The 26,749-nt window shown below is 36.7% G+C and carries 22 protein-coding genes and 1 tRNA gene; 11 read left to right on the forward strand and 12 right to left on the reverse strand.

The window, feature by feature from the left end; genetic code table 11:
* Positions 1 to 3: 3 nt before the first annotated feature.
* From cobA to GOQ16_RS12155, 5 genes are all read left to right on the forward strand, one after another.
* Positions 4 to 771, forward strand: coding sequence for a uroporphyrinogen-III C-methyltransferase (gene cobA / locus GOQ16_RS12135; RefSeq protein ID WP_160069526.1), 768 nt, complete (start codon positions 4 to 6; stop codon positions 769 to 771).
* The gene (locus GOQ16_RS12140) at positions 772 to 1,347 is read left to right on the forward strand and encodes a precorrin-2 dehydrogenase/sirohydrochlorin ferrochelatase family protein (protein ID WP_160069527.1); all 576 of its coding nucleotides are present in this window, start codon (positions 772 to 774) and stop codon (positions 1,345 to 1,347) included.
* Positions 1,348 to 1,350: 3 nt separating this feature from the next.
* Complete coding sequence (locus GOQ16_RS12145) at positions 1,351 to 2,049, forward strand: phosphoadenylyl-sulfate reductase (RefSeq protein WP_160069528.1); 699 nt, start codon at positions 1,351 to 1,353, stop codon at positions 2,047 to 2,049.
* Between the two features lie 44 nt (positions 2,050 to 2,093).
* Positions 2,094 to 2,984, forward strand: coding sequence for a sulfate adenylyltransferase subunit CysD (gene cysD / locus GOQ16_RS12150; RefSeq protein WP_160069529.1), 891 nt, complete (start codon positions 2,094 to 2,096; stop codon positions 2,982 to 2,984).
* Positions 2,985 to 3,083: 99 nt separating this feature from the next.
* Positions 3,084 to 4,328, forward strand: coding sequence for a sulfate adenylyltransferase subunit 1 (locus tag GOQ16_RS12155; RefSeq protein WP_160069530.1), 1,245 nt, complete (start codon positions 3,084 to 3,086; stop codon positions 4,326 to 4,328).
* A gap of 86 nt (positions 4,329 to 4,414) precedes the next feature.
* Here the strand turns inward: GOQ16_RS12155 and GOQ16_RS12160 are convergent, their stop codons facing one another.
* Positions 4,415 to 5,239, reverse strand: coding sequence for an alpha/beta fold hydrolase (locus GOQ16_RS12160; RefSeq protein ID WP_160069531.1), 825 nt, complete (start codon positions 5,237 to 5,239; stop codon positions 4,415 to 4,417).
* 161 nt (positions 5,240 to 5,400) lie between these two features.
* Here GOQ16_RS12160 and GOQ16_RS12165 point away from each other — a divergent pair.
* A tRNA-Arg gene (locus GOQ16_RS12165) sits at positions 5,401 to 5,474 on the forward strand.
* A 41-nt stretch (positions 5,475 to 5,515) separates the two neighbouring features.
* Here the strand turns inward: GOQ16_RS12165 and xerD are convergent.
* Positions 5,516 to 6,409, reverse strand: coding sequence for a site-specific tyrosine recombinase XerD (gene xerD, locus GOQ16_RS12170; RefSeq protein ID WP_160069532.1), 894 nt, complete (start codon positions 6,407 to 6,409; stop codon positions 5,516 to 5,518).
* Between the two features lie 93 nt (positions 6,410 to 6,502).
* Between xerD and GOQ16_RS12175 the strand changes: the two genes are divergently transcribed.
* Positions 6,503 to 9,367: a M16 family metallopeptidase gene (locus GOQ16_RS12175; protein WP_160069533.1), complete on the forward strand. Its 2,865-nt coding sequence runs from the start codon at positions 6,503 to 6,505 to the stop codon at positions 9,365 to 9,367.
* Between the two features lie 176 nt (positions 9,368 to 9,543).
* Here the strand turns inward: GOQ16_RS12175 and GOQ16_RS12180 are convergent, their stop codons facing one another.
* Positions 9,544 to 10,497, reverse strand: coding sequence for an acetyl-CoA carboxylase carboxyltransferase subunit alpha (locus GOQ16_RS12180; protein ID WP_160069534.1), 954 nt, complete (start codon positions 10,495 to 10,497; stop codon positions 9,544 to 9,546).
* Between the two features lie 144 nt (positions 10,498 to 10,641).
* Here GOQ16_RS12180 and GOQ16_RS12185 point away from each other — a divergent pair, with 144 nt between their 5' ends.
* Positions 10,642 to 11,505 carry a mechanosensitive ion channel family protein gene (locus tag GOQ16_RS12185; RefSeq protein ID WP_160069535.1) on the forward strand — a complete coding sequence of 288 codons (864 nt, stop codon included), beginning with the start codon at positions 10,642 to 10,644 and terminating at the stop codon, positions 11,503 to 11,505.
* Here the strand turns inward: GOQ16_RS12185 and coaA are convergent.
* From coaA to GOQ16_RS12220, 7 genes are all read right to left on the reverse strand, one after another.
* A complete protein-coding gene (coaA, locus tag GOQ16_RS12190) occupies positions 11,492 to 12,448 on the reverse strand; it encodes a type I pantothenate kinase (RefSeq protein WP_160069536.1) in 957 nt (318 codons plus the stop codon). The genes GOQ16_RS12185 and coaA overlap by 14 nt on opposite strands.
* A 70-nt stretch (positions 12,449 to 12,518) precedes the next feature.
* Positions 12,519 to 12,884, reverse strand: coding sequence for a methylglyoxal synthase (locus GOQ16_RS12195; RefSeq protein WP_160069537.1), 366 nt, complete (start codon positions 12,882 to 12,884; stop codon positions 12,519 to 12,521).
* A 19-nt stretch (positions 12,885 to 12,903) separates the two neighbouring features.
* On the reverse strand, positions 12,904 to 14,136 hold the full coding sequence (locus tag GOQ16_RS12200) for a nucleoside recognition domain-containing protein (protein WP_160069538.1): 1,233 nt from the start codon (positions 14,134 to 14,136) through the stop codon (positions 12,904 to 12,906).
* Between the two features lie 125 nt (positions 14,137 to 14,261).
* Positions 14,262 to 15,536 carry an anthranilate synthase component I family protein gene (locus GOQ16_RS12205; RefSeq protein ID WP_160069539.1) on the reverse strand — a complete coding sequence of 425 codons (1,275 nt, stop codon included), beginning with the start codon at positions 15,534 to 15,536 and terminating at the stop codon, positions 14,262 to 14,264.
* Positions 15,537 to 15,539: 3 nt separating this feature from the next.
* Entirely contained in the window at positions 15,540 to 16,814 is a 1,275-nt protein-coding gene (locus GOQ16_RS12210) for an adenylosuccinate synthase (RefSeq protein ID WP_160069540.1), read from the reverse strand.
* A 126-nt stretch (positions 16,815 to 16,940) separates the two neighbouring features.
* On the reverse strand, positions 16,941 to 17,429 hold the full coding sequence (locus GOQ16_RS12215) for a Fur family transcriptional regulator (protein WP_160069541.1): 489 nt from the start codon (positions 17,427 to 17,429) through the stop codon (positions 16,941 to 16,943).
* Positions 17,430 to 17,507: 78 nt separating this feature from the next.
* On the reverse strand, positions 17,508 to 19,715 hold the full coding sequence (locus GOQ16_RS12220) for a RelA/SpoT family protein (protein WP_160069542.1): 2,208 nt from the start codon (positions 19,713 to 19,715) through the stop codon (positions 17,508 to 17,510).
* A gap of 142 nt (positions 19,716 to 19,857) precedes the next feature.
* Here GOQ16_RS12220 and GOQ16_RS12225 point away from each other — a divergent pair, with 142 nt between their 5' ends.
* The 3 genes from GOQ16_RS12225 to bshB1 are packed head-to-tail and all read left to right on the forward strand — an operon-like array spanning position 19,858 to position 21,781.
* Positions 19,858 to 20,514, forward strand: coding sequence for a DUF4294 domain-containing protein (locus GOQ16_RS12225; protein ID WP_240141033.1), 657 nt, complete (start codon positions 19,858 to 19,860; stop codon positions 20,512 to 20,514).
* Positions 20,515 to 20,523: 9 nt separating this feature from the next.
* Complete coding sequence (locus GOQ16_RS12230) at positions 20,524 to 21,021, forward strand: glutathione peroxidase (RefSeq protein WP_160069543.1); 498 nt, start codon at positions 20,524 to 20,526, stop codon at positions 21,019 to 21,021.
* A 40-nt stretch (positions 21,022 to 21,061) separates the two neighbouring features.
* Complete coding sequence (gene bshB1 / locus GOQ16_RS12235) at positions 21,062 to 21,781, forward strand: bacillithiol biosynthesis deacetylase BshB1 (protein ID WP_160069544.1); 720 nt, start codon at positions 21,062 to 21,064, stop codon at positions 21,779 to 21,781.
* Positions 21,782 to 21,841: 60 nt separating this feature from the next.
* Here the strand turns inward: bshB1 and trxA are convergent, their stop codons facing one another.
* Positions 21,842 to 22,159, reverse strand: a complete 318-nt coding sequence (trxA, locus tag GOQ16_RS12240) for a thioredoxin (protein ID WP_149915680.1) — start codon at positions 22,157 to 22,159, stop codon at positions 21,842 to 21,844.
* A gap of 92 nt (positions 22,160 to 22,251) precedes the next feature.
* Positions 22,252 to 26,670, reverse strand: a complete 4,419-nt coding sequence (gene dnaE, locus GOQ16_RS12245) for a DNA polymerase III subunit alpha (RefSeq protein WP_160069545.1) — start codon at positions 26,668 to 26,670, stop codon at positions 22,252 to 22,254.
* Between the last annotated feature and the right edge of the window lie 79 nt (positions 26,671 to 26,749).

A 26,749-nucleotide genomic window follows, 5' to 3' on the forward strand; every position in this document is an offset into this window, starting at 1 on the left:
AGAATGAGTGAAGTGAAACCATTTGTAACACTAGTCGGAGCTGGTCCAGGTGATCCCGATTTGATTACATTAAAAGGTATTAAAGCCATCAAAGAAGCTGATGTAATTCTGTACGATGCTTTGGTAAATGAAGAATTATTAGATTATGCAAAAGAATCTTGTACAAAGATTTATGTAGGTAAACGTGCAGAACGGATGTCTACTTCACAAGATTATATCAATAAATTATTAGTTGACTATGCGTTGACGCATGGTCATGTCGTAAGGTTGAAAGGTGGAGATCCATTTGTATTTGGACGTGGTGGAGAAGAGTTAGATTATATTCGTCAATTTGATATTCCAACGGCTGTTGTACCTGGGATTTCTTCTTCGGTAGGTTTGACTGGTTTGCAACAAATTCCATTGACCTATCGCGGCATAAGTGAGAGTTTTTGGGTGATAACAGGTTCAACTTCAGATGGACTTTTGTCGGAAGATTTACGTCATGCTGTTAAAACTAATGCTACAGTAGTAGTTCTGATGGGTTATTCTAAGTTGCAAAAAATCATTGAATTATATCAAGAAAATGGTAGAGGTAATTTACCAATAGCATTGATTCAAAATGGTTCGTTAGAAAATGAGCGTTTAGCAATTGGTACGATAGATACCATTATGGAACAAGTTCATAAAAATCTTTTAGGTGTGCCTGCAATTATTGTTTTGGGTGAAGTGGTTGCAAAGCACCAATCTTTCCAAAAGTTAAAACAAGAGATCCAACATTTAGAAGCTTAAATGAATACGCTGTTTCCAATTTTCGTTAAAATGAACCAGATTCAAACCCTTTTAGTGGGGGCTGGACCGGTTGGTTTGGAGAAATTGCAAGCTATATTTCGTAGTTCTCCATTAGCGAAAGTAAAGATTGTTGCGGAACAAATTATCCCAGAAGTTTTTGAATTCATTGCGGATAAAGAAACAATTCAATTAGAGCGACGTAGCTTTCAAGAGTCGGATTTGGATGGAAAGGATTTGGTTGTAGTAGCGAGTAACAATCCTGAATTAAATAAGCAGATTCGTGATTTGACTACTAAACGCCATATTATGTTGAATGTAGCGGATAAACCAGATTTATGTGATTTCTACTTGGGATCTATCGTCCAAAAAGGAAACTTAAAAATTGGTATTTCAACAAATGGTAAATCACCGACAATGGCAAAACGATTAAAAGAATTTTTTAATGAGATATTGCCAGAAGAAATTGACGAAACATTGGAGTTGTTGCAAGAATATAGAAATCAATTGCGTGGTGATTTGGAACATAAGATTAAGCAGTTAAATGCGCATACACAAGAAATAGTAAGTAAGAAATAGGGTATGATTGATCATTTGAGAGCAAGTTTAAAAGGTTTGAATGCTGCACAAATTATCCAATATATCACGGATAATTATGGCAATAGAGCTGTTTTTTCAACATCTTTCGGTATAGAAGATCAGGTGCTGACGCAGTTAATTGATGATGCAGGTGGGAAGATCGATGTTTTCACTTTGGAGACTGGACGTTTATTTCCAGAAACTTACTATGTGTGGAACAGAACTTTAGAACGTTACAAATTACCGATAAAGGCGTATTATCCGCAATCGGCTTTAGTAGAGGAAATGGTCACTAAAAAAGGACCATCAAGCTTTTACGAAAGTGTAGAGAATAGAAAAGAATGTTGTTTCATTCGCAAAATTGAGCCATTAAAACGTGCGATTCAAGGTTACGAAATCTGGGTAACAGGTATTCGTGCAGAGCAATCAGCTAACCGTGAAGATATGGATTTTATTGAGTGGGATGAAGCGAATCAAATTATAAAGATTCATCCATTATTCCAATGGACATTAAGCGATGTGGAATCTCATTTAAAGCAGTATAATGTTCCTTATAATCCATTGCACGACAAAGGATTTCCAAGCATTGGCTGTCAGCCTTGTACACGTGCTGTGGCACCTGGTGAAGATTTTCGTGCTGGACGCTGGTGGTGGGAAGATAAGAGCAAGAAAGAATGTGGCTTGCATGTTACCAGCAAATAAAATAGATACATAAGATAGAAAATATATACGATTAAGGGTTAAGAATGGATTATTTAGATCATTTGGAGGCGGAAGCCATTTATATTCTGCGAGAGGTTGCAGGGCAGTTTGAGAATCCTGCACTTTTGTTTTCAGGTGGAAAAGATAGTATTACATTAGTTCATTTAGCGAAGAAAGCTTTTAGACCAGGCAAATTCCCTTTTCCGTTGGTACATATAGATACGGGGCACAATTTTCCAGAAACCATACAATATAGAGATTGGTTGGTGGAGCAATTGGGTGAAAAGTTAATTGTCGGTTTGGTGCAAGAAAGTATTGATCAAGGAAAGGTAATCGAGCAAAAAGGTAAAAATGCAAGCCGAAATGCTTTACAAACGGTTACACTTTTGGATACTATTGAGAAAAATGGTTTTGATGCGTGTATCGGTGGTGCACGTCGTGATGAAGAGAAAGCAAGAGCGAAAGAACGTATTTTCTCGGTTCGTGATGAGTTTGGACAATGGGATCCTAAGCGTCAACGACCAGAACTTTGGAATATCTTTAATGGTAAAATTCATAAGGGAGAGAATGTTCGTATTTTCCCAATCTCTAATTGGACGGAATTGGATGTATGGAATTACATCAAACGTGAAAATATCGCGTTGCCTTCAATCTATTTCAGTCACGAGCGTGATGTAGTGTGGCGCAATGGGCAATGGATGGCTGCAGCTGAGTGTTTAAATATTGATTCGGATGATTTGGTTGAACATAAATCTGTACGCTTCAGGACAGTAGGAGATATGACATGTACAGCTGCTGTAGGTTCTGTTGCTACAGAATTAGACGATATTATCGAAGAAATCAAAGCTTCAACTGTGAGTGAGCGTGGTGCCCGTATGGACGATAAAGTATCCGAAGCAGCGATGGAAGAACGTAAAAAACAAGGTTATTTTTAAAAGAGTATTTAGTAGAAAGTATTTAGTACAGAGACTTTTGTTGAGACTAAGCTTTCTAAAATCTAAATACTAAAATCTAAATACTGTAGTACTATAACTATGAATATTCTAAAATTTATCACGGCTGGTTCTGTTGACGATGGAAAAAGTACCTTAATTGGCCGTTTGCTATATGATACCAACTCGATTTTAGATGACCAATTGGAGGCTATCCAAAAGGCGAATCGCAAGAACGATGATGGAACTGTGGATTTGGCAATCTTGACCGATGGTCTAAAAGCCGAACGCGAGCAAGGTATCACCATTGATGTGGCGTACAAATATTTCCAAACGGAAAATCGTAAGTTCATCATTGCGGATGCGCCAGGACATATCCAGTATACACGTAACATGATCACGGGAACGTCCAATTCGGATTTAATTATTATCCTTATTGATGCACGTAAAGGTGTAATCGAACAAACGAAACGTCACTCTTTTATTGCGAAGCTTTTATCGCTAAAACAAGTATTGGTTTGTGTCAACAAAATGGATATGGTGGATTATGCGGAGGATGTATATGAAACTATTAAAGCTGACTATTTGCAATTAGCAAAAAACCTTAAGTTGGAAAATGTTGATTTCATACCAGTTTCGGCATTGAAAGGGGATAATATCGTTGACAAATCTTCCCGTATTGCTTGGTATGAGGGACCAACTTTGTTGGAATACCTAGAGCAAGTTGAATTCGAGGAAAGCAATGTCGATACGTGGCGTTTTCCGGTGCAATGGGTAATCCGTCCACAGTCGGAAGATTATCCGGATTACCGTGGTTATGCAGGACGTGTGATTGGTGAAGGCGTAAAAGTAGGAGAGTCTGTGGTGATTTTGCCTAGCGGTGTACAAACAACCATTGAACGCATAGAATTAGATCAAAATGAATTACAAGCTGCACATGATGGTCAATCGGTGGTATTGCATCTTAAAGATGATGTAGATATTTCGCGTGGTGATTTTATTGTGTCTGCGAATAAACCTGCTCATGCCGAACGCGGATTTGAAGCAAATATCTCATGGTTTGAAAATAAAGCTTTGGATACAAATCAAGTGTATTTATTACAAAATCAAACCAAAGTCACTAAAATCAAAATTCCTGAAGTGCAGTACAAATTTGATGTTAATACGCAAGAACGCATCTACGATGAAGATATCCGTTTAAATGATATTGGTCGTGTATCCGTTAAAGCTGCTGAGGAAGTTGTTTTTGATTTAAACCGTGATTTTCCAGGTAATGCACGTGGTATTATTATCGATCCACGCAATAACCTTACGGTAGGCGCATTGACGGTAGAAGAGTTATTATAATATTTTTTAGATTTTATAAGTCAACCCCCAAATAGTTAAAGCTATTTGGGGGTTGTTGCTTATTAGATGCTTATCTTTTTTTTTATTTACATTTCTAACAAAAATCCATTCATTTCTCTATTAAAAGCTAAAGGATCTTCCAAATTTGGAAGATGTCCGGTGTTTGGTATTTCAACGAAGACTGAGTCTTTAATACCTTGATGTAGCTCTTCCAATAGGTTCTTAGGTGTGATTTTGTCTTGTTCACCGCGGATAACTAGGGTTGGAATGGTTATTTTAGAAAGAAGTTCGGTAGAATCTGTGCGAGAGGCTAGAGCCAGTTGTGAAGCACAGATATTGCGCACGGAATTACGACGAATACTGCTTTTGATTAATTCTATGACCTCTTCGTTTTCTTGAATGGTTTTCTTCGTAAAGAGGTTATCTATAAAAGCAATGGCAAATGGTCTACGACCATAGCGTAAAATCGCTTGTATGCTATCAAAACGTTTTTGTTTGCCTGCATTGTCATCGGCTCTATGGTGCGTGTCCGAAAGTATTAATCCTGCAATTTTTTCGGGGAACAGTTCATAAGCACGTAATGCGATATAACCACCCATGCTCACGCCACAAAGTATCACCTTTTGCAATTCGAGTTTGTCAATGAAAGCTTCCAAATCTTTGGCAAATACATCAATGCTAAAAAATCCATGGCCAGCCGTACTCAGCCCATGCCCCCGCACATCGATGGCAATACCTGTGATATTATCTTCGAGAGATTCGAGTTGATACTTCCATGAATTTTTGTTGAAAGGAAATCCATGTATAAATATTATGACCTTTTCTTCGGGTTCTGTAGCCTTTTTAATATAGTATGAAATGTTTATGTCGTGAATCTGAGCTTTTCCAGATCGAATTGTGCGCTCTGCCATATAAATGTAAGTGAAAATTATTTATTTATGTATCAACAATATACCAATAAATGTGCGTCTAAAGTAGAAAAAATATGAGAAAAAGTTTGAAATAAATAAAAATCTCCTCATATTTGCATCACCAAAACGGAAAGACGCAGAGTCAGAAAGTCAAGGTAAAAGCATTCCTAGCTCAATTGGATAGAGCGTCTGACTACGGATCAGAAGGTTAGGGGTTCGACTCCCTTGGAGTGCACAGCAAAGCATCTAGTATTTACTAGGTGCTTTTTTTTTGTATTAGGATCTTGGGTGGTATTGTATGATGATGGATTGTAAGTAATCTTTATCTATATGTGTATAGATTTCTGTAGTGGTAATGCTCTCGTGACCCAGCATATCTTGTACAGCGCGTAAATCTGCTCCACCTTCGACCAAATGCGAAGCGAAACTATGCCGGAATGTGTGCGGACTTATTTTTTTATTCAAGCCTATCTTAGCCGCCAAATCTTTGATGATAATAAATACCATCACACGTGATAAAGGTGCGCCGCGACGATTTAAAAAGACGAAATCTTCATTGCCAGTTTTGATAGGTAGGTCAGGGCGTGCCTCTTCCAAATATATTTTAAGATATTTTCGGGCTTGGTGTCCGATAGGGATTAAGCGCTCTTTATTTCCCTTACCTTCTATTTTAATAAATTCGACTTCAAGATGCAGATTAGAAATCTTTAAATTAATTAATTCACTAACACGAAGACCACAACCATACAAAACTTCGAGCATGGCTTTATTTCGTGTGCCTTCAGCTTGCGAAAGGTCAATGGCGTTTATTAGGTTGTCAATTTCTGCTACATCCAATACATCAGGTATTTTACGCTCAAGACGAGGTGTTTCAATTAACGCGGCTGGATTGTTTTCGAAATTGTATTCCAATTGCAAGAAATTGAAAAAAGATTTTAGTCCAGAAATAATACGCGCTTGAGAATAAGGGGAAATATTGAATGCATTGATCCAAACAAGAAAGTTTTGAAAATCTTTAGTCGTTAGTTTGTCTATGGAGATAACGTTGTCTTCACAATATATTTTTAATTTCTCCACATCGTTAATATACGCGACAATAGAATTTTTCGACAAATTGCGTTCAAATGCTAAAAATTTTTTGAAATCTCTCAATAAACTATTCCAATTCATCCAAAATTCTTAAAAAATGTAAAAAATATATGTTAAAGTTTTTCTTACCAATTATTAATATTTAATTTGTATAATATTTAACGCTCTAAATTAATGAAATTTTTAAAACCTCTAGCAGTAGCATTTTTATTGCCTGCCACATTTGGCTCGTTGCATGCTAAATCTAATTTTAATGCAACGCTTTCAAAGGAAGTAAGAAGCATATTAAGTCAAGACACGTTAGCGTGGTCTGAACCTTTACCATTTGATAAGGATGTGAAGGTAGGTAAATTAAAGAATGGATTTACATATTATATCCGCAAAAATACTGAGCCTGAAAAACGTGTAACTATGTACTTAGGTATTAAAGTTGGTTCAATTCTGGAAACGGAAAAAGAAAGAGGGTTGGCGCACTTTTTAGAGCATATGAATTTCAATGGTCTTAAACATTTTCCGAAAAATGAATTAATAAACTATCTACAAAAAGCAGGTGTTCGTTTTGGATCTGATTTAAATGCGTATACAGGTTTCAACGAAACTGTTTACCAATTGCCAATTCCATCGGATGATCCTGAATTATTAAAAAATGGTTTACAGGTGATGCGCGATTGGGCACAGGATGCTATGTTGCAATCAGACGAGATAGACAAAGAGCGTGGTATTATTATGGAAGAAATGCGTGGTAGCCGTGGTGCTGGTCAACGTATTCAAGACCAGATGTTGCCTTTGTTGTTTAATGGGTCATTGTATGCGCAACGTTTGCCTATTGGAACAGAGGAAGTGGTTACTGGTTTTGATCACCAACTCATTCGCGATTTCAAAGACCGTTGGTACAGACCGGATTTGCAATCCATCATTATCGTAGGAGATATCGATCCGCAGGCAATCGAAAAGGAAGTGGTACGCTTATTTTCGGATATGAAAGTGGTTAAAAAACCTGTTGAAAGAAAGGATTTTGGAATTGATTTGTTAAACAAAAATGAATTCAAAGTAATTACTGACGCAGAAATGCCACAAACTGTGGCACGTATTATCATCAAACATCCCGATACCAAGGTTAGAACGGTTGCTGATTACCGCACTTCACTTTTAGAAGGTGTTTTCAATCAGGTCATCAATGCACGATTGCGCGAAATTGCGCAAAAACCTGATGCTCCTTTCTTACAGTCTATTATATCAATTGATGATTTCATGAATCTGTTTCACAGCATGACGCTTGCCGTTGTTCCGAAGCCAGAGAAATTGGAAGAGAGCATGAAGACGGTGGTTCGTGAATTAAAGCGATTTGAAAAATTTGGTATTACAGAAGGAGAATTCCAACGTGCTATTTCAATGTACAGTAAAAGCAATGAAATGTCTTATCAAGAACGTGATAAAGTAAAATCTGATACATATGTAAACAATTACTTGAGTCATTTCTTGAAAGGAGATGCTGCGTTGAGCGTAGAGGATGAATATCATTTAACAAAGCAATTGTTGCCAACGTTGACTTTGAAAGAAGTAGAAGCAATAGGTAATAAATATTATGCAGAAACCAACCGTGATATTATAATTGTTGGTCCAGAGAAGGATAAAGATAAAATGCCGACAGAATCTATTGTAACCAATTGGTTTGATGCTGTAGGCAAAGAGTCATTAACGGCGTATGAAGATCAAGTTTCTGATTTACCTCTGTTATCAGCAGTTCCAGCGAAAGGCTCTGTTAAATCTACAAAAGCTATCGATGCAATCGGAAGTAAAGAATTGACATTGAATAATGGTGTCAAAGTGGTTTTAAAACCTACAACATTTAAAAATGACCAAATCCTTATTTCAGCTTTCAGCGAAGGTGGTCATTCGTTATACGATGACAAAGATTATTTCAATGCATCTAATGCATCGGGCATTGTGAGTGCATCGGGAGTAGGTCAATTGAACGCTGTTGAAATACGTAAATACCTTGCAGGCAAGAATGTTCGTATTTCGCCATATATCAATGAAAGATTTGAGGGTATTTCTGGAAGTACAGACAAAGAAGGTTTAACAACTGCTTTTGAACTGATTCACGGTTATTTCACGCAGCCTCGTCTTGATGAGGATATTTTCCAGGGTATAATTGCGCAAACAGTGGCATCTATGGAAAATAGAGACAGCGATCCAGCATTCGTTTATAGAACTGCAATCAACAAGGCGCTGTATGGTGATAATATTCGCAAAAACAATGCTTCACCTGAACAAATCAAATCTATTTCTAAAGAAAGAACTTTAGAGATTTTCAAAGAAAGATTTGCTGATGCTTCTGGTTTTACTTTCACCATCGTAGGTTCATTTACCGAAGAAGAAATCAAACCTTATTTGGAACAGTATTTAGCATCATTGCCTGCATCGAATAATGTAGAACAAGCTAGAGATTTGAAGATATTGCCACCAGCAAAAGGTCTTGAGGTAGTTGTTAAGAAAGGTAAAGAAGCAAAAGCTCAAGTAAGCATGGCTTTCATGGGCGATTACAGCTATTCTGAGGACGAAAACAATAGCATGGACGCTTTAGAATCTGTTCTTACAATCAAATTGTTGGAGCGTCTACGCGAGGATGAAAGTGGAGTCTACGGTACTGGGGCTTCAGCTTCATATTCTAAATTTCCAACGGGCAGATATACGTTCAATATTGGTTTCGGAACAAGTGTAGACAAATACCAAGCTTTGATTAATTCAGCACTTGACGAAGTAAACAAAATCAAAAAAGATGGTCCTACTCAAGTCGATTTAGATAAATTCATTATTGAAAAAACTCGTCAGTATGAATTGGATTTGAAAGAGAATAACTACTGGATGGGTGAAATTTCTGGAGCTTACCGATTGAAAGAGGATCCTACTGCAGTTTTAAAATATTTAGAAGCTGTTAAAAAAGTGAGTGTTTCTTCTGTCAAAGCTGTTGCTGAGAAATATTTAAAAGAAGATCGTTTGTTTAAATTTATTCTTCTACCCGAAGAAAGTAACTAATAAGACACATCTTAATACCAAAAATGCGGATCTTCAAACTCCGCATTTTTTTGGTCAAATAATTCGTGAAGTTATCCGCAATGATCCAAAATCAAATGCCTGTTTTCTACAAAACACAAAAGCCTTCAAAATTTTTTGAAGGCTTTTGTGCTCTATGTAAAGTGGTAAACTTACTTTTATTCGTTTACAACACCCATTTTACTAAATTTATCTATTCTTTCTGTAACCAATGTATCCGAATCTTTAGCACTTAATATAGTTAAATCTGCTAAAATCTGAGCTTTTACATTGTTTGCTGCTTCTTCAGGATTTTGGTGTGCGCCACCCATTGGTTCAGGGATAATACCATCGATTAAGCCGTTTGCTAACATATCATTACCCGTTAACTTCAATGCTTCTGCAGCACGTTCTTTATGATCCCAACTTCTCCATAATATCGAAGAACATGATTCTGGTGAGATTACCGAATACCATGTGTTTTCCATCATGTATACGCGATCCCCGATACCAATACCTAATGCACCACCCGATGCACCTTCACCGATTACGATACAGATTACAGGAACTTTCAACACAGACATTTCCAATAGGTTGCGCGCAATAGCTTCACCTTGACCTCTTTCTTCAGCTTCTAATCCAGGATAAGCACCCATTGTGTCAATTAAAGTAACAATAGGCTTATTAAATTTTTCAGCCATCTTCATCAATCGCAAGGCTTTTCTATATCCTTCAGGATTTGCCATACCAAAGTTACGGTATTGTCTTTCTTTGGTGTTTTTTCCCTTTTGATGGCCGATTACCATTACAGATTGTCCGCCGATAGACGCAAATCCACCAATGATAGCTTTATCATCTTTTACAGTACGATCACCATGTAATTCTACGAACTCATCACAGATCATTTCGATATAGTCAAAAGTTTGTGGTCTTTCTGGATGTCTTGACATCTGTACTTTTTGCCACCCAGTCATATTTTTGTATATATCTATTTTTGTTTGCTCTAGTTTTTCCTCCAGCTCACGTACCGTAGCACTCATGTCCACTTTAGTTTTCTCAGCTACCTGATTAACTTTTTCTATTTGTGTTTGCAAATCTGCAATCGGCTTTTCAAAATCAAATGACGTATTCATATAAAATAACACTGTAGTTTATTCTGGCTAAGTTACTGTATTTTTTAGTTAAATTAAAACAGTTTTTCAAGCTGCAGTTAATAGTTTGGATTGTTAAAAAATTAGTAGTTTAGCATTTTGCTGGAAAATGTCTATATGAGCACCATGGAGAAAAAAAGAATGAATATTCCTTATGTCTTTATATTAAAAATCATCGCTGTCGTTATTTCATTGACGATATTCATTATGTTTCCTGAAATAAAGGATAGAGAAATACTAACACAAATGGTCACAGGTTTGAACTCATTTTTAGTGCCCAGTATCATTTTATCTATTCTTCGATTTTTAATTATTTCACTCTATAATGCGCGCCATGCAAATCGCTCTGTTAGAGGAAATTTTGTCCTAGGAATTAACCGCTTGACAGCTATGATCAATGCTGTTTTGTTTGTCATTGCCGTTATGGTCGCTTTTGGAAAAAATCCAATTGAATTCGTAACAAGTTTGACAATTGTTGCCATGGCTATCGCTGTGTTGTTTAGAGATTATATCACCAACATGATAAGTGGTTTGTTTATAATGTTTTCTGAACAATTATCCGTTGGCGATAGGATTAAAGTTGGTGAACACAGAGGTCGAATTGTAGATGTAACTTTTGCTAATATTATTTTACAGAATGAAGAGGATGATATTGTGATGGTACCTAATAATATGGTTTTTACCAATTCGATGGTGAATCTTTCTGCACATAGATCAAATCTTTTCACTGTTAAATTTGAATTGCCATTGCATGTAGCTACAGATGTGGAAACGTTGGAAAAGGAAATTCAAAAGACCTTATTAAACCACCCGAATCTTGATGAAGACAATCCTCCATCTTTGCACGTAGTAGAAATAGGGAAGGACTTTGTTCGTTATAAAATAGAATTGTATGCAGTAAGTGCGAGCAATAAATTACACCGTGTTATTGAAAACGAAATCTTACGCGAAATACTGATATTCGAACATTCTCGAACTAAATCATCCTAACTTTCACACTTTCCACGAAGTGGTGAGAGCCTTTCTGAAGAATTAAATCTGCTCTATATTTGGTAGGCAAAATGTTGTTATGAAGATTTGGCTTGTTAATTTCAGTCCAAATCTGAAATGCCATCTGCTTACTTTCTTCTAATGTCAAGTTCGCGTACTTATGAAAATAGGAAGAAGGATCCTGAAATGCAGTAGCTCGTAGAGACTCAAAACGACTGATATACCATTCGATAATATCTTCTTCTTTGGCATCCACATAGACAGAAAAATCAAAGAAGTCAGAAACGAAGACTTTGTTACTTTGCCCTTTTTGTGAATTTACCTGTAAAACGTTTATACCTTCCACGATTAAAATGTCAGGATTTTGAATTAGTAAAGTATCGTCAGGCAAAATATCGTATTCCAAATGGGAATACACTGGAACAATATGAGTTGTTATACCAGATTTTACAGCAGTAAGAAAATTTAATAGTTTCTTGGTGTCGTAACTTTCCGGGAAACCTTTGCGATTTAAAATCCCGCGTTCTGATAATATTTTATTGGGGTACAGAAAACCATCAGTTGTGACTAAAGATACTTTGGGTTTGCTCGGAAGAAAGGAAAGTACTTTTTGTAAAACTCTCGCTGTTGTACTCTTACCGACTGCAACAGAACCTGCGATTCCGATTATAAATGGTAACTTTTGCTGGTTGCGCTGATAAAAAGCATTACTTGCATTGCGTATTTCATCGTAATTTTTGATGTGAATTTCGATCAAATGAGCCAACGGGAAATATATTTCTTCTATTTCTTCCGTATTTAACGGCTCATTTACCGCATGCATTTGACTAAGATCATTTGAGTTCAAACTATGATTGAAGTGTCCATTCAGCCCTTTCCACTCTTCTCTATCAAATTCTTGATACGGACTACTCAATATTTTTTCTTCTTGAATGAATGACATTAGTCTTTTTATTTATTGCGGCAAATATACGACCTTGCGGTAAATATTATGGCAAGTTTTAGTATATAAATTAGTCCAAAAGGCCTTCAATAATCAAAGAACCTGTCGCTGGATTGGTCGCTAATGGCACATTGTATAGGTCCGAAATACGCATTAACATTTGAATATCAGGTTCATGTGGGTGTTTGCCAAGTGGATCTCTAAAAAATATAATCCCAGCTATTTTACCTTCAGCTGCCATTGCTGCAATTTGCGCATCACCTCCTTTAGGACCGCTTAATTTAAGTTCTACCTCTAATCCTGTTTGAAGAATCAACGAACCTGTAGTTCCTGTAGCTACGATATGTGCTTTTCTCAAAAATTCGATATGATCTTTGACAAAACCGACCATTTCCGCTTTTTTTCCGTCGTGCGCTATTATTGCTATCGTTTTCATATTATAATTGATTTAGGTTTTATCCAAAAAATAAATAAGCAAGTACGATGGCCGCAATCAAACCGACCAAATCCGCGATTAATCCACATACCAATGCGTGTCTGGTGTTCTTGATTCCTACTGATCCAAAATATACCGCTAAGACATAAAATGTTGTTTCTGAAGAGCCCTGAATGATACTTGCCAATCTGCCTTGAAAAGAATCAACACCATACGTTTGCATGACATCAACCATCAAACCTCTTGCACCGCCGCCACTCAATGTCTTCATTAATCCAACGGGAAGAGCAGGTACAAATTGTGTATCTAATCCTAGAGCAGCAACTAATGAACCAATTCCGTTTACGATGTAATCCATACAGCCAGTCGTACGAAATGCCGATATAGCGACTAGAATAGCTATTAAGAACGGAATAATCATCACAGCAGTAGAAAAACCTTCTTTTGCTCCGTCAATAAATGCATCATATACATTTATTTTCTTTGCTGCGCCATAGGCTATAAACAAAATAATAATAGAAAAGATTAGTAAGCCTCCAATCAATCCCGTTACTTTTTGCATCTGGTCAGGAGGGAGGTCTTTCAAGCCAAAGTACAATACACACATCAACCCTATGAAGATACTTAGGAAAACGAGTATTGGGAGTTTAAATAAATTGATTTTCTGAAAAGCAGCCACTGCTAGCATACCAGACAAGAAAGAAATAAATGTACCTATCAGTGCGGGAATAAATATATCTGCTGGATTCTCTGCACCGGCTGCCATACGCAAAGCAATTACAGATGTTGGAATCAGCGTAATTCCAGCAGTATTCAGCACCAAAAACATAATTTGAGAATTGGTCGCTGTTTCTTTATCTGGGTTTAATTCCTGCAATTCTTTCATGGCTTTCAAACCTACTGGCGTCGCCGCATTATCAAGTCCCAGCATGTTTGCTGAAAAGTTCATAATAATGGACCCATTAGCAGGGTGACCTTTCGGAATTCCGGGAAATAATTTTCCGAAAAATGGATAAACGCCTTTGGCGAAAACTGAAATCATTCCGGCTTTTTCACCGACTTTCATGATGCCAAGCCAAAAGGTCATGATACCAACTAAGCCAATGGAAAGTTCAGCTCCAGTTTTAGCACTATCAAATAATCCGTTTAAAAGGTTTGAGAAGATTTCTGTATCACCAAAAAATATAAGTTTAATTAAGGCTACTATAAAAGCAATAATAAAAAAGGCAATCCAGACGTAATTTAAGGCCATAAAATATGTATTTCATCGTAAATGTAAGAGTTATCAAGCATTCTCACAATTGACATAAATAGTTTTTGATGAATATACTAAAATTAGCTTTGAAATAACAATGATGCTGGTAAGAAAGACTATAATTAGGATTGTAATGTTTGGATAATAGCTGAAGCTTTTAGCAAACACTCGTTGTATTCATTTTCTGCTTCGGCATCAATTGTAATGGCACCTCCAGTATGAAAAGATAGATATTGCTGGCTTTGATTGTATAAAATAGTGCGAATAATAACGTTAAAGTCAAAATCTCCTGAAGGCGAAAAATAACCAACAGTGCCTGAATAAACACCACGACGAGAGTTTTCGTATCGGTCACATAATTTCATTGCGGAGATCTTTGGCGCGCCCGTCATAGATCCTGGGGGAAATATATTTTTGATTGCTAGGACATCATTTATCTCATTACTTATAGTGCAAGTAATAGTTGAGATGAGTTGATGTACTTGCTTGAAACTATGGACTTCAAGTTTTCGTTCAGCCGCTACAGTTCCAGGAAGAGCGGATCGTGTCATATCATTACGAACCAAGTCTACAATCATCACATTTTCTGCAATTTCTTTGGGATTGTTGCGTAGTTGTTCGATGTTTTGTTGATCTTCTTTAATAGATTTTCCGCGAGGTGCTGTTCCTTTTATGGGTTGAGAAATCAAAGTGTTTTCTCTTTTTGCCAAAAAGCGTTCTGGTGAAGCAGATAAAATAAACTTATCGTTGAGCTTAAAAAAAGTGGAAAATGGAGTAGGAGAAATCGTGTTTAATTTCTGATAAACATCAAATGGATTGATTACGGCATTCTCTGCAAAAAATTCTTGGCACAGATTCACTTCGTAAATATCTCCTCGACGAATATGCGAAATCATATGCTCAAAAGCATCGAAATATTCTTCTTTTGAAAAGCGATGTTGAATGTTAAGTTTTGAAGATGGTACACGAGTCTCTATATCACTTTTAAAATCCAAAATCGCATTGAAGATTATTTCTGGAGAATCAGCGTCTATTTCTACTGAATTTTTTAAAAACTTGATTAGGGTTTTGGGAATAAAGAAATAGCAATTTGGAAATTGGAGTGGATTTGGGAATGATGTCGTTAAATCTTCAATCTGATTCTTTAAATCGTAACCAAAAAAACCAAACATCCACTGCTTAGGATGTTTGGTTTTAAATTTTTCAAGTTCTTCGAAAGTATTTGTATCACTTTCGAAAATATATGTAGCTTCTACAGCTAGAGTAGCTTCAATAGAAGAAAATTCATCTTGATAACCATTTGATTGAAGATAACAAACTTGTTCAAACTGTTGTGCCCAAGCTAACGCTTTAGACTCAAAATCTGGAATATGTACTTCAAAAATGGCTTTTGCCATGTCTTATTTCAATACAATAGTTTGTGTACGATCCGGACCTACAGACAAATATTTGATTGGCACTTCTAATGCTTTTTCTAAATATGCGATGTAGTTTGCTAATGCAGTAGGGATTTCTTCTTTCGTACGAATACCAGTCAAATCTTGGTTCCAGCCTTCGATCTCTTCTAAGATTGGCTCAGGTTTGATAGAATTAATGTCGTATGGCATGTAATCGATTACTTGTCCATCATATTTGTAATGTGTACAAGCATAGATTTTTTCGAAAGTATCTAATACGTCAGCTTTCATCATCACCAATTCCGTTACGCCATTTAACATAATAGCATATTTCAATGCAGGAATATCAATCCAGCCTGTACGACGCGCACGCCCCGTAGTAGCTCCGAATTCATGACCTAATTGACGTAATTGCTCGCCCACTTCATTGTCCAATTCTGTAGGAAAAGGACCGCCACCTACACGAGTACAGTATGCTTTGAAGATACCCAATACTTCACCAATTTTGTTTGGAGCAATACCAAGACCTGTACAAGCACCAGCTGTAGTTGTATTCGAAGAAGTCACAAATGGATAAGAACCGAAGTCGATATCTAATAATGTACCTTGTGCGCCTTCAGCTAATACTTTTTTGCCTTCTTTTAAATATTGGTTTACCAAGTGCTCTGAATCCACATGTGGAATAGATTTGATAAATTCGATAGCAGCTAAGAAAGCATCTTCACGCTCTTGGAAATCTGCGATTTCACCGTGGTGTGAAAGGATTTCTAAGTGTTTAGCTTTCAATTTCTCATAACGTTCTTGGAAGTCAGGTAATGTAGTATCACCCACACGTAGGCCATTACGTCCAGTTTTGTCCATATAAGTAGGACCGATACCTTTCAAAGTAGAACCAATTTTTCCAGCGCCCATTTTAGATTCTGAAGCAGCATCTAATAATTGGTGTGTAGGAAGAATTAAGTGCGCTTTACGTGCTAACACTAATTTTCCGTCACCTACAGGATCGAAACCTGCAGCTTTAAGATTGTCTAATTCTCTTTTTAAAATAATAGGGTCGATTACTACACCGTTACCAATTAAATTTAAAGTCGTTTTATTAAAGATACCTGAAGGAATAGTGTTTAAAACAAATTTCTTGTTGTCAAACTCTAACGTGTGTCCGGCATTAGGACCCCCTTGGAAACGAGCGATCAAATCATACTGTGGACACAATACATCCACAATTTTACCTTTACCTTCGTCGCCCCATTGTAAGCCCAATAGCACATCAACTTGCATAGCGTATTATTTTGAATTTATGATTGAAATTTTGTACAAATTCTATTAAAAAAATAATGTTCGGAAATAGGTTAATCCATTTTCCGAACAAATTTACTATTATTAGTAAAGTATAGAGAATTAAATTTAAATTACTTCGTGTAGATCTTCTCTTTTCTCCGAACCCTTCATTGCTTGACACGTAGCACAGATGCCATATAGATTTAAAGAGTGGTGTTTAATATCGAATTTTAATAAATCACCAATCATACTTTGAATTTGGTGAATGCGAGGGTCACAAAATTCAACCACTTTATTACACTCAATACATATCACGTGGTCATGTTGTTTATAACCATATGATTTTTCAAATTGAGCCATATTTCTTCCAAATTGGTGTTTAGTCACCAAATCACAAGAAACTAATAATTCTAAGGTATTGTATACTGTAGCACGACTCACACGGTACTTTTTGTTTTTCATGTGGATGTATAGAGACTCCACATCAAAATGATCCGTACGTGAATAGATTTCTTCTAGGATGGCATAACGCTCAGGAGTCTTTCTTAGGTTTTTGTTCTCTAAGTAAGCCTCAAATATTTTTTTTACGGTTTCGTAGTTTTCTCCCTGATTCATATTGTTTTTTGCTCCTAAGCAAATTTACCAAATAAAATATTAATAACGGAATGTTTGCGAATTGTGAGAATTAAATTATTAATTCTCCGATTCATAACGCGTCACGCTCGTTATTCCAGATACCAATTTTAGTCGGTTTATTAAGCTTTCCAATTGTTCAATATTATTGATGTTCACCATAATATTACCTTCAAAAATACCATCGTTACTCGTGATGCTTAAGGAACGAATGTTTACATTGAATTCCTGTGATATGACATTGGTTAATTTATTCACTAATCCTACATCATCAATACCAATAATGCGTATACCTGTAATAAACGAATGTTCAACAAGTGATGATACCCATTTAGCTTTCAATATACGATAGCCATAATTTGCCATCAATTTTGATGCATTAGGGCAGGAGGTACGGTGTATTTTTATACCTTCATTGACTGTCAAAAATCCAAATATATCATCGCCAGGTATAGGGTTACAACATGCCGCTAAGGTATAATCTAGCTTTTGTAAGTCGTCGCCAATTAAAATTGTATCTGCATTCTTTTTGTCTATTTTTTCAACCAGTCCAGTTATGTGCGAATTAAAATGATTTGATGTTAATTCGTGCGTTTTTTCGCTAACAACGTATTCTCTTAAGTTTTTAATGTCAATTATACCTTTCGCAACGTTGTAGAAAAGGTCTTGTGAGCTTGGGTACTTAAAGAAATTAGCAATTTTGTTGATATTATCCGTATTATACGTCAACTTAAGCGATTTCATTTTTCGCTCTAAAATTTCTTTCCCATCTTCAGCCACACGTCTCTTGTCTTCTTTCAAAGAAGATTTAATTTTAGACTTCGCTTTGGCTGTGACAACAAAATTTAGCCAATCTTCTTTCGGTGTTTGCTTACTCGAAGTGATAATTTCTACTTGATCGCCATTTTGTAAAGGGTGACTGAGTGGCACTAACTTGTGATTTACTTTGGCGCCAATACAGGTTGCACCAATATCACTATGGATTTCGAAAGCAAAATCTAGAGCTGTCGCACTGTTTGGAAGCTGAATTAAAGTACCCTTTGGCGTGAAAATAAATATTTCATCCGAGAATAAATTCATTTTGAAGTCATCCAAGAAATCCAATGCATTTTGTTCTGGATTACTTAGTACGTCTCGTACTTTTTGAATCCATTGATCTAAACCATTATCAGAAGAAGATTCTTTATATTTCCAATGCGCTGCGAAACCTTTTTCTGCGATTTCGTTCATACGTTTAGTACGGATTTGCACTTCCACCCATTGGCCGCGAGGTCCCATTACCGTTGTGTGCAAGGATTCATACCCGTTACCTTTTGGTGTAGAGACCCAGTCGCGCAAACGATCTGGATTTGGACGATACAGATCCGTAATAATAGAATATACTTTCCAGCATTCGGTTTTTTCCTTCTCGTATTCGGTGTCGATTATGACACGAATGGCAAACAAATCATACACTTCTTCAAATGGAATAGATTTCTTACGCATCTTATTCCAAATAGAATGAATGGATTTTGGTCTGCCAAAAACAGTGGCATTTATGTTTTGTTCGAGCAAAAACTCTTTGACAGGAGCAATAAAATCAGCTACAAACTTTTCGCGTTCCGCTTTCTTCTCGTTGAGTTTTTTCGCGATAAATTTGTACGTATCTGGATCCGTGTATTTCATCGACAAATCTTCCAATTCAGATTTAATCGCATACAATCCAAGCCGGTGTGCAAGAGGAGCGTACAGGTAACTTGTTTCAGAAGCTATTTTCAATTGCTTATGGCGTGCCATAAATTCCATAGTACGCATATTGTGCAAACGATCTGCTAGTTTGATTAAGATTACGCGCACATCATCTGCTAATGTCAATAGCATTTTACGAAAATTCTCAGCCTGAATAGAACTATTCGGGTCAAAAACGCCAGATATCTTCGTGAGTCCATCAATAATCTTTGCGACCTTTTTCCCAAATTGTGCTTCTATTTCTTCGAGAGTAATTGAGGTATCTTCGACTACATCATGTAACAAGGAACATACAATAGAAGTCGTCCCTAGTCCAATTTCTTCAGCCGCTATTTGGGCAACAGCTATAGGATGATAGATATACGGTTCGCCAGATTTGCGACGCATATCTTTGTGACTTTCTAATGCTAAATCAAAAGCTTTTCTTATTTCCTGTTTGTCGCCCTTTTGTAGTGTTGGTTTACAAGCTCTTAGTAATGCTCTGTATCGTTTTCTTATTTCTTTGTTTTCCGCTTCAATATCAATCACATATTCTTCCATAAGAACCTCTTAAAAATTTCGAAATCTCCCTCAAAAAAGTTATTTTTATAACATAATGAATAAGTTATATAAAAAGACTCTTATTCATGTCTAAATATAAAGATTAATTCTTTTATTGTTTGAGATAAAATTGAAAATGTTAATGTTTCGTCTACAAAAGATAAGTTTGAGTTTATTTTTTATTTTGCTATTACATACTGTATGTAATGGGCAACAAGCTATGACTCCATTGACTGTACCTCATTATGGTGAGGGAACAGGCGAAACATTAGCATATTACGGAACTACAAAACTCGAAACAGGAGAAGTGTTACCATGGTTTCCTATTGAGACAGTGTTTGTCTATGCAGAACGCAAATGGAAAAGTGTAGCAGATAAGGAGCGTTATTTGCGTCTTAAACGTAATGTTTTACGTGTATTACCATACGCCATCTATGCGCAGAAACGCTATGAGCAATTGGACAGAGAACTTGCGTTAGCCAATTCGAAGAAGGAGGAACGCGCTCTAATCAAAGCTTGTGAACGTGAGATTAAAGAGAAAATTAATAACGAAGTAAAAGAATTGTCTGTCTCTCAAGGGAAAATATTAATCAAACTCATAGAGCGACAAACGGGTAATACAAGTTATGAATTACTCAAAGATATGAAAGGGAGTATTACTGCTTCCGTATATCAAGGTATGGCTCGTCTTTTTGGTCATAATCTAAAAAGTGTCTATAACGCACAGGAAGAGTTTGAAATCGAGAATATAATACGTGAATACGAGGTCATAAGACCTATTAATAAACCATTTCAATAATAGTCAACTATGAGTACAAATACGATATATGATTTTAAAGTTCTAGAATTTTCTGGTAATTATAAGTCGTTATCGGATTATAGAGGAAAAGTATTGTTGATTGTCAACACGGCAAGTGGCTGTTATTTCCGGAAACAATTCAAAACTTTAGAGAAACTTTATCACCAATATAAGGATCGAGGATTTGAAATTTTAGCCTTTCCATCCAATGATTTTGCAAATCAAGAACCACGTACAGGCTCAAATTTGGAGACCTATTGTCGCATTCAGGAAGGGGCTACTTTTCCTGTATTTAAGCGAATACATGTGAAGGGAGATTTCGTGGATCCTCTGTATAAATTTCTGTCACATAAATCAGAGAATGGTGTAGTGGACAGTGTTCCCTTATGGAACTTTCATAAATATTTGGTGGACAAGGAAGGTAAAGTCGTGGACTTCTATTATCCATTTACCAGTCCAACATCTTCTACAATAAACAGACAAATCGAATCTCTTTTAGAAAAGTAAGTCTTTCATTATTCTGTATATTTGAAAAAAAATTAGGACTATGAAATTAGACTTAGTGGTAATGACTGTGCATCCTGATGATGCTGAATTGGGTGCAGGTGGTACCATTGCAAAATATGTTGCTGAAGGTAAAAAGGTTGGTATAATTGATCTGACGCGTGGTGAGTTAGGAACACGAGGTACTGCTATGACTCGCGCTGAAGAAGCGGCCGAAGCAGCTCGCATTTTAGGTGTTGCAGTACGCGAAAATATTGAGCTTCGTGATGGGTTTTTTCAAAATAATGAAGAATCACAATTAGTTATTATTAAAACAATACGTAAATATCAGCCCGAAATTGTAATTACAAACGCCTTTGACGATCGTCATCCAGATCATGGACGTGCTAGTAAATTGGTGAATGATGCTTTGTTTTTGGCTGGCTTGCGAAGAATTGAAACTGAATTGGATGGTTTAAAACAAGAAGCTTTTAGACCAAGATTGCAACTGCAATTGATTCAAGACAAATACATTCAGCCAGATATTGTCTTGGATGTGACCAAATATTGGGATATAAAAGAAAAATCAATTTTAGCTTATAAAACTCAGTTTAACTCATCAGGAGAAGATGATGAACCCCAAACGTATATTTCATCACCAGATTTTATGGAATCAACAAGGGGTAGAGGTCGCGAGTTTGGTAGAAATATACAAGTTCCTTTTGCAGAAGGTTTTACAGCTCGAAAGATATTGGGAGTTTCCGATATTTTTGAATTAAAATAGTATACAAATACAAAGGGATTCCATTTGGAATCCCTTTGTATTTGTATCAAACTATATTGATTACAATTGTTTGTCTAATTTCTCAGTTAAAACAGATTTAGGCACTGCGCCAATTTGTTTGTCAACGATTTCACCGTTTTTGAAGAACAATAATGCAGGGATATTTCTGATACCAAAACGAACTGAAATATCTGGGTTGTTGTCCACATTTACTTTACCTACAACTGCTTTACCTTCGTATTCGTTAGCAATTTCGTCAACCACAGGACCAACCATACGACATGGACCACACCATTCTGCCCAAAAATCGATCAACACTGGTTTATCTGCTTTTAATACAAGCTCTTCGAAGTTGCTATCTGTAATTTCTAATGCCATAATAATACTCTATTTAAATTTATTCAGTAACAAATATAGCTATTTGAAGGGAATATAAACCGTAATGCAATTGTAATAAAATCTATACCCTATCAATTTAATTTATATTTAACGCCTTCCATTTCTTCAATGGTTTCAAGTAATTCGTTGGTGATTTTAATTTTTTTAGACTTCGCAGGCATTTCTACCATGATATTTTCTTTGACATCAACCACCATAAATTTCAATGAACACGTGGCAACTTCACCTTCGGGCACAGTTGATTCGACGAGGTCGTGAATCTTGTGAATCATTTCATCATTAAGTTGATGTAAAGCGATTTGAATAGTGAAATCTTTTGCGAACTTGTCTCGCAATTCAGACAAAAGTTGAATGCTTTTAAGCTCAAAACCCCAGTTGCCAACTTGTCGGAAACGCTCTTGTACTAAGCCACGAATTTGAACGAAATAGCCATCTTCCAAATAACTTTTGAACTTCACGTAATCTTCACCAAAAACAGCAATATCGTAAGAGTCTGAATAATCTTCGATAATAAATGATCCAAAAGGTTTTCCAGCTTTTGAGACGCGATGTGCTGCATTTGCAATGATTCCACCAATTACGATTTCTTTATTTTTGATCTTGTTAAATTCCAATAATACCTCTTCATCGACTTCAGAAGCTTTAACTTTATTTATCAATTGTAATTCTGACACTCTATTTTGACAGAAATGATTTATTTCAAATTTGTAATTGTCGAGTGGGTGAGAGGTAAGGTAAATACCAATCACATCTTTTTCGTATTTTAATTTTTCAATCAGTCCCCACGGTTGGCAAGGTGCTAAAACTGGTTCTGGCAATGCTGTTGCTGCACCACCTCCAAATAATGAAGCTTGTGCTGAACTTTCATTTTCTTTAAAACGTTGCGCAAACTTTACCGCTTTTTCAATTCCAGTTGTGTTGTCTCCATCTTTGAAGAAATATTGTGCACGATGCGTATCAGTAAAGCCATCGAATCCACCGGCATAGGCCAATGACTCAAAAGCTTTTTTATTGGCTGCACGCAAATCAATACGTTTAGCAAAGTCAAATATGGACTTATAGGGGCCTTCGCTGCGTGTCTGCACAATTGTGTCGACCGCACCAGCACCTACACCTTTAACCGCACCTATACCAAATCGAATTGCACCAATTTCGTTTACTGTAAACTTATAATGTGACTCATTGACATCTGGACCTAATACTGTTAAGCCCATTCGCTTACACTCTTCCATAAAAAAGGTCACTTGCTTGATATCGTTCATGTTATTCGATAGTACAGCAGCCATATATTCCGCAGGATAATGTGCTTTCAAATACGCAGTTTGATAGGCAACCCAAGCATAACACGTAGAGTGTGATTTGTTGAAAGCATAACTCGCAAAAGCTTCCCAGTCGGTCCAAATTTTTTCTAAGACTTTTGGACTATGCCCTTTTTCAGCTGCTTGATTTACGAATTTAGGCTTCATTTTATCCAAAACCACTTTTTGCTTTTTACCCATTGCTTTACGCAAAACGTCGGCATCACCTTTGGAGAAGCCAGCCAATTTTTGGGATAAAAGCATTACCTGCTCTTGGTAAACCGTAATACCGTAAGTTTCTTTTAAGTACTCTTCGCAAGCATCTAAATCATAGGTAATAGGCTCAATTCCATGTTTACGCTTAATAAACGAAGGTATGTACTCCATCGGGCCTGGACGATATAAGGCATTCATGGCGATTAAATCGGCAAATACAGTTGGCTTAAGTTCCTTCATGTATTTCTGCATTCCCGGAGATTCGTACTGGAATACCCCGATTGTTTCACCACGCTGGAAAAGTTCGTAAGTCAATTCGTCGTCGATAGGAAAGTTGTCAGGATCTAATTCTATACCATGTCTCAAACGAACGTTTGCAACAGTATCCTTGATAAGGGTTAATGTTTTTAACCCCAAAAAGTCCATTTTGAGTAATCCCGCACTTTCAACGACTGAGTTGTCAAATTGCGTAACGTATAAATCCGAATCTTTCGCTAGTGAAACAGGAACAAAGTTTGTAATATCATCTGGTGTAATAATTACACCACAGGCGTGGATACCCGTATTTCGCATCGAGCCTTCTAATACACGCGCTTGCTTGATGATTTCTGCTTCCAATCCAGCACCATCTGCCATCGACTTCAGCTTATTTACAGCTTCAAACTCTTCCGTACGAAGCACTTCCTTCAGCGCTTTCTCATCCATATTAAAGATTTTGTTTAGCTTTAAATTTGGAATAAGCTTCGCAATTTCATTGGTATCAGCCAACGGTAAATCTAGTACACGTCCAGTATCTTTAATCGATGATTTGGCAGCCATTGTACCATACGTAATTATTTGCGCAACTTGAGATGCACCGTATTTATCAATTACATATTGCATCACACGACCACGACCTTCATCGTCAAAGTCAATATCAATATCGGGCATCGATACACGGTCTGGATTCAAGAAACGCTCAAAAAGTAAATCGTACATAATAGGGTCTAAGTTTGTAATACCCAAACAGTACGCTACAGCTGAACCAGCCGCTGAGCCACGTCCTGGACCTACAGAAACGCCCATTCTTCGAGCTTCTGCGATGAAATCCTGTACAATTAAGAAATAACCGGGATATCCAGTACGTTCGATTGTTTCTAACTCAAAGTCCAAACGTTCTGTAATTTCTGCAGTTAATTCTTTGTATCTTCTTTTGGCACCCTCGTATGTTAGATGGCGAAGGAAAGCATTTTCTCCTCTTTTTCCACCATCAACATCATCTTCAGCGTGTATGAATTCATCTGGAATTTCGAACTTCGGTAGAAGTACATCGCGGTAAAGTGAATAAATCTCCACTTTATCAATTACTTCTTGAATATTGATTATGGCATCAGGTAAATCTGCAAATGCCTTTTTCATTTCATGCGAAGATTTGAAATAATATTCTTGGTTTGGTAAACCAAAGCGAAACCCTCTACCACGACCTACTGGTGTGGTGAGCTTTTCACCGTCTTTTACACACAATAAAATGTCATGTGCGTGTGCATCAGCTTTATTTACGTAATAAGTATTATTGGTAGCGATTAACTTGACATCATGTTTTTTAGCAAGTGAAATAAGCGTATCATTCACACGGTTCTCATCTTCTTGACCGTGACGCATGATCTCCATATAAAAATCATCGCCAAATTGTTCCTTCCACCAAAGAAGAGCTTCTTCGGCTTGATTCTCGCCAATATTTAATACCTTATTTGGCACTTCACCTTGCAAATTTCCGGAAAGTACAATCAAATTTTCCTTATACTGTTCCACAACTGCTTTGTCAATACGTGGGACGTAATAAAATCCTTCCGTATATGCGATGGAAGCCATTTTGGCTAAGTTATGATATCCAGCTTTATTCTTAGCTAAGAACACAACTTGATAACCATTGTCCTTACGAGTTTTATCTTTACGGTCTTCACAAATAAAAAATTCACAACCTACGATTGGCTTTATTGGTTTGGCCGTTGGTTCTTCACCAGCTTCAATTGCTTCTTGATTTTTAGCCTCTACCTCTTTATTGTGACCAAGAACTTTACTTACAAAATGAAATGCCCCCATCATATTTCCATGATCAGTCAACGCTACAGCTGGCATATTGTGTTTCGCTGCTGCAGAAACTAGATCACCAATAGAAATGGTTGATTGCAATACAGAAAATTGTGAATGGTTGTGCAAATGTGCAAATGCTGCTTCTTGTAATGCTTCTAATGTCTCAGAATCTACTTCAATAATAGAAGAAGATTTCTCTCGGCTACGGATAGCATCTGAAGCTGCTTTGAGGTTTACATGTTTTAGTCCAACTGTAGGAATAACAGAAGGATTATGTTTTTTAAAATCTACAAAATAACCTGTATCAACTTGCAGTTCTTCGGCCGTAAAGACTTCACGACGTACTAACTCAAAAAAACAACGTGTAGTCGCCTCCACATCGGCTGTTGCATTATGTGCCTCAGCAAATGGAACACCAAACAAATAGGAGTGAAGTTCTGTTAAGTTCGGTAATTTAAATCGGCCACCACGTCCTCCGGGTAACTTTAATAATTCAGCGGTAACCTCTGTACAGGTGTCAAGAACCGGCATCTGGGACATCGGCGAATCCACAGCATAGCGATAAAACTCACAGCCCATGATGTTCAAATCGAAGCCAATATTTTGGCCTACTACAAATTTAGCTTTGGCTAATGCTTCGTTGAATTTTACCAATACTTCTGGTAAAGGTACACCTTGTTCTGTAGCTAATTCTGTCGAAATACCATGAATTTTCTCAGAATCAAATGGTATATTAAATCCATCGGGTTTGATCAAATAATCTTGATGTTCGATTAGATTACCCATTTCATCATGCAATTGCCAAGCTATCTGAATACATCTAGGCCAATTGTCTGTATCTGTGATAGGCGCATCCCAACGTTTTGGTAAACCTGTTGTCTCGGTATCAAAAATTATATACATATCTCTTACTCTTCCTCGCTTGAACAAACAAAATTACTCAAACTTACCTGCATTTTTTAGATAAATTTCAATAGGTAAT

The sequence above is a fragment of the Sphingobacterium bovisgrunnientis genome, assembly GCF_009829085.1.
Taxonomy (GTDB): Bacteria; Bacteroidota; Bacteroidia; order Sphingobacteriales; family Sphingobacteriaceae; genus Sphingobacterium; species Sphingobacterium bovisgrunnientis.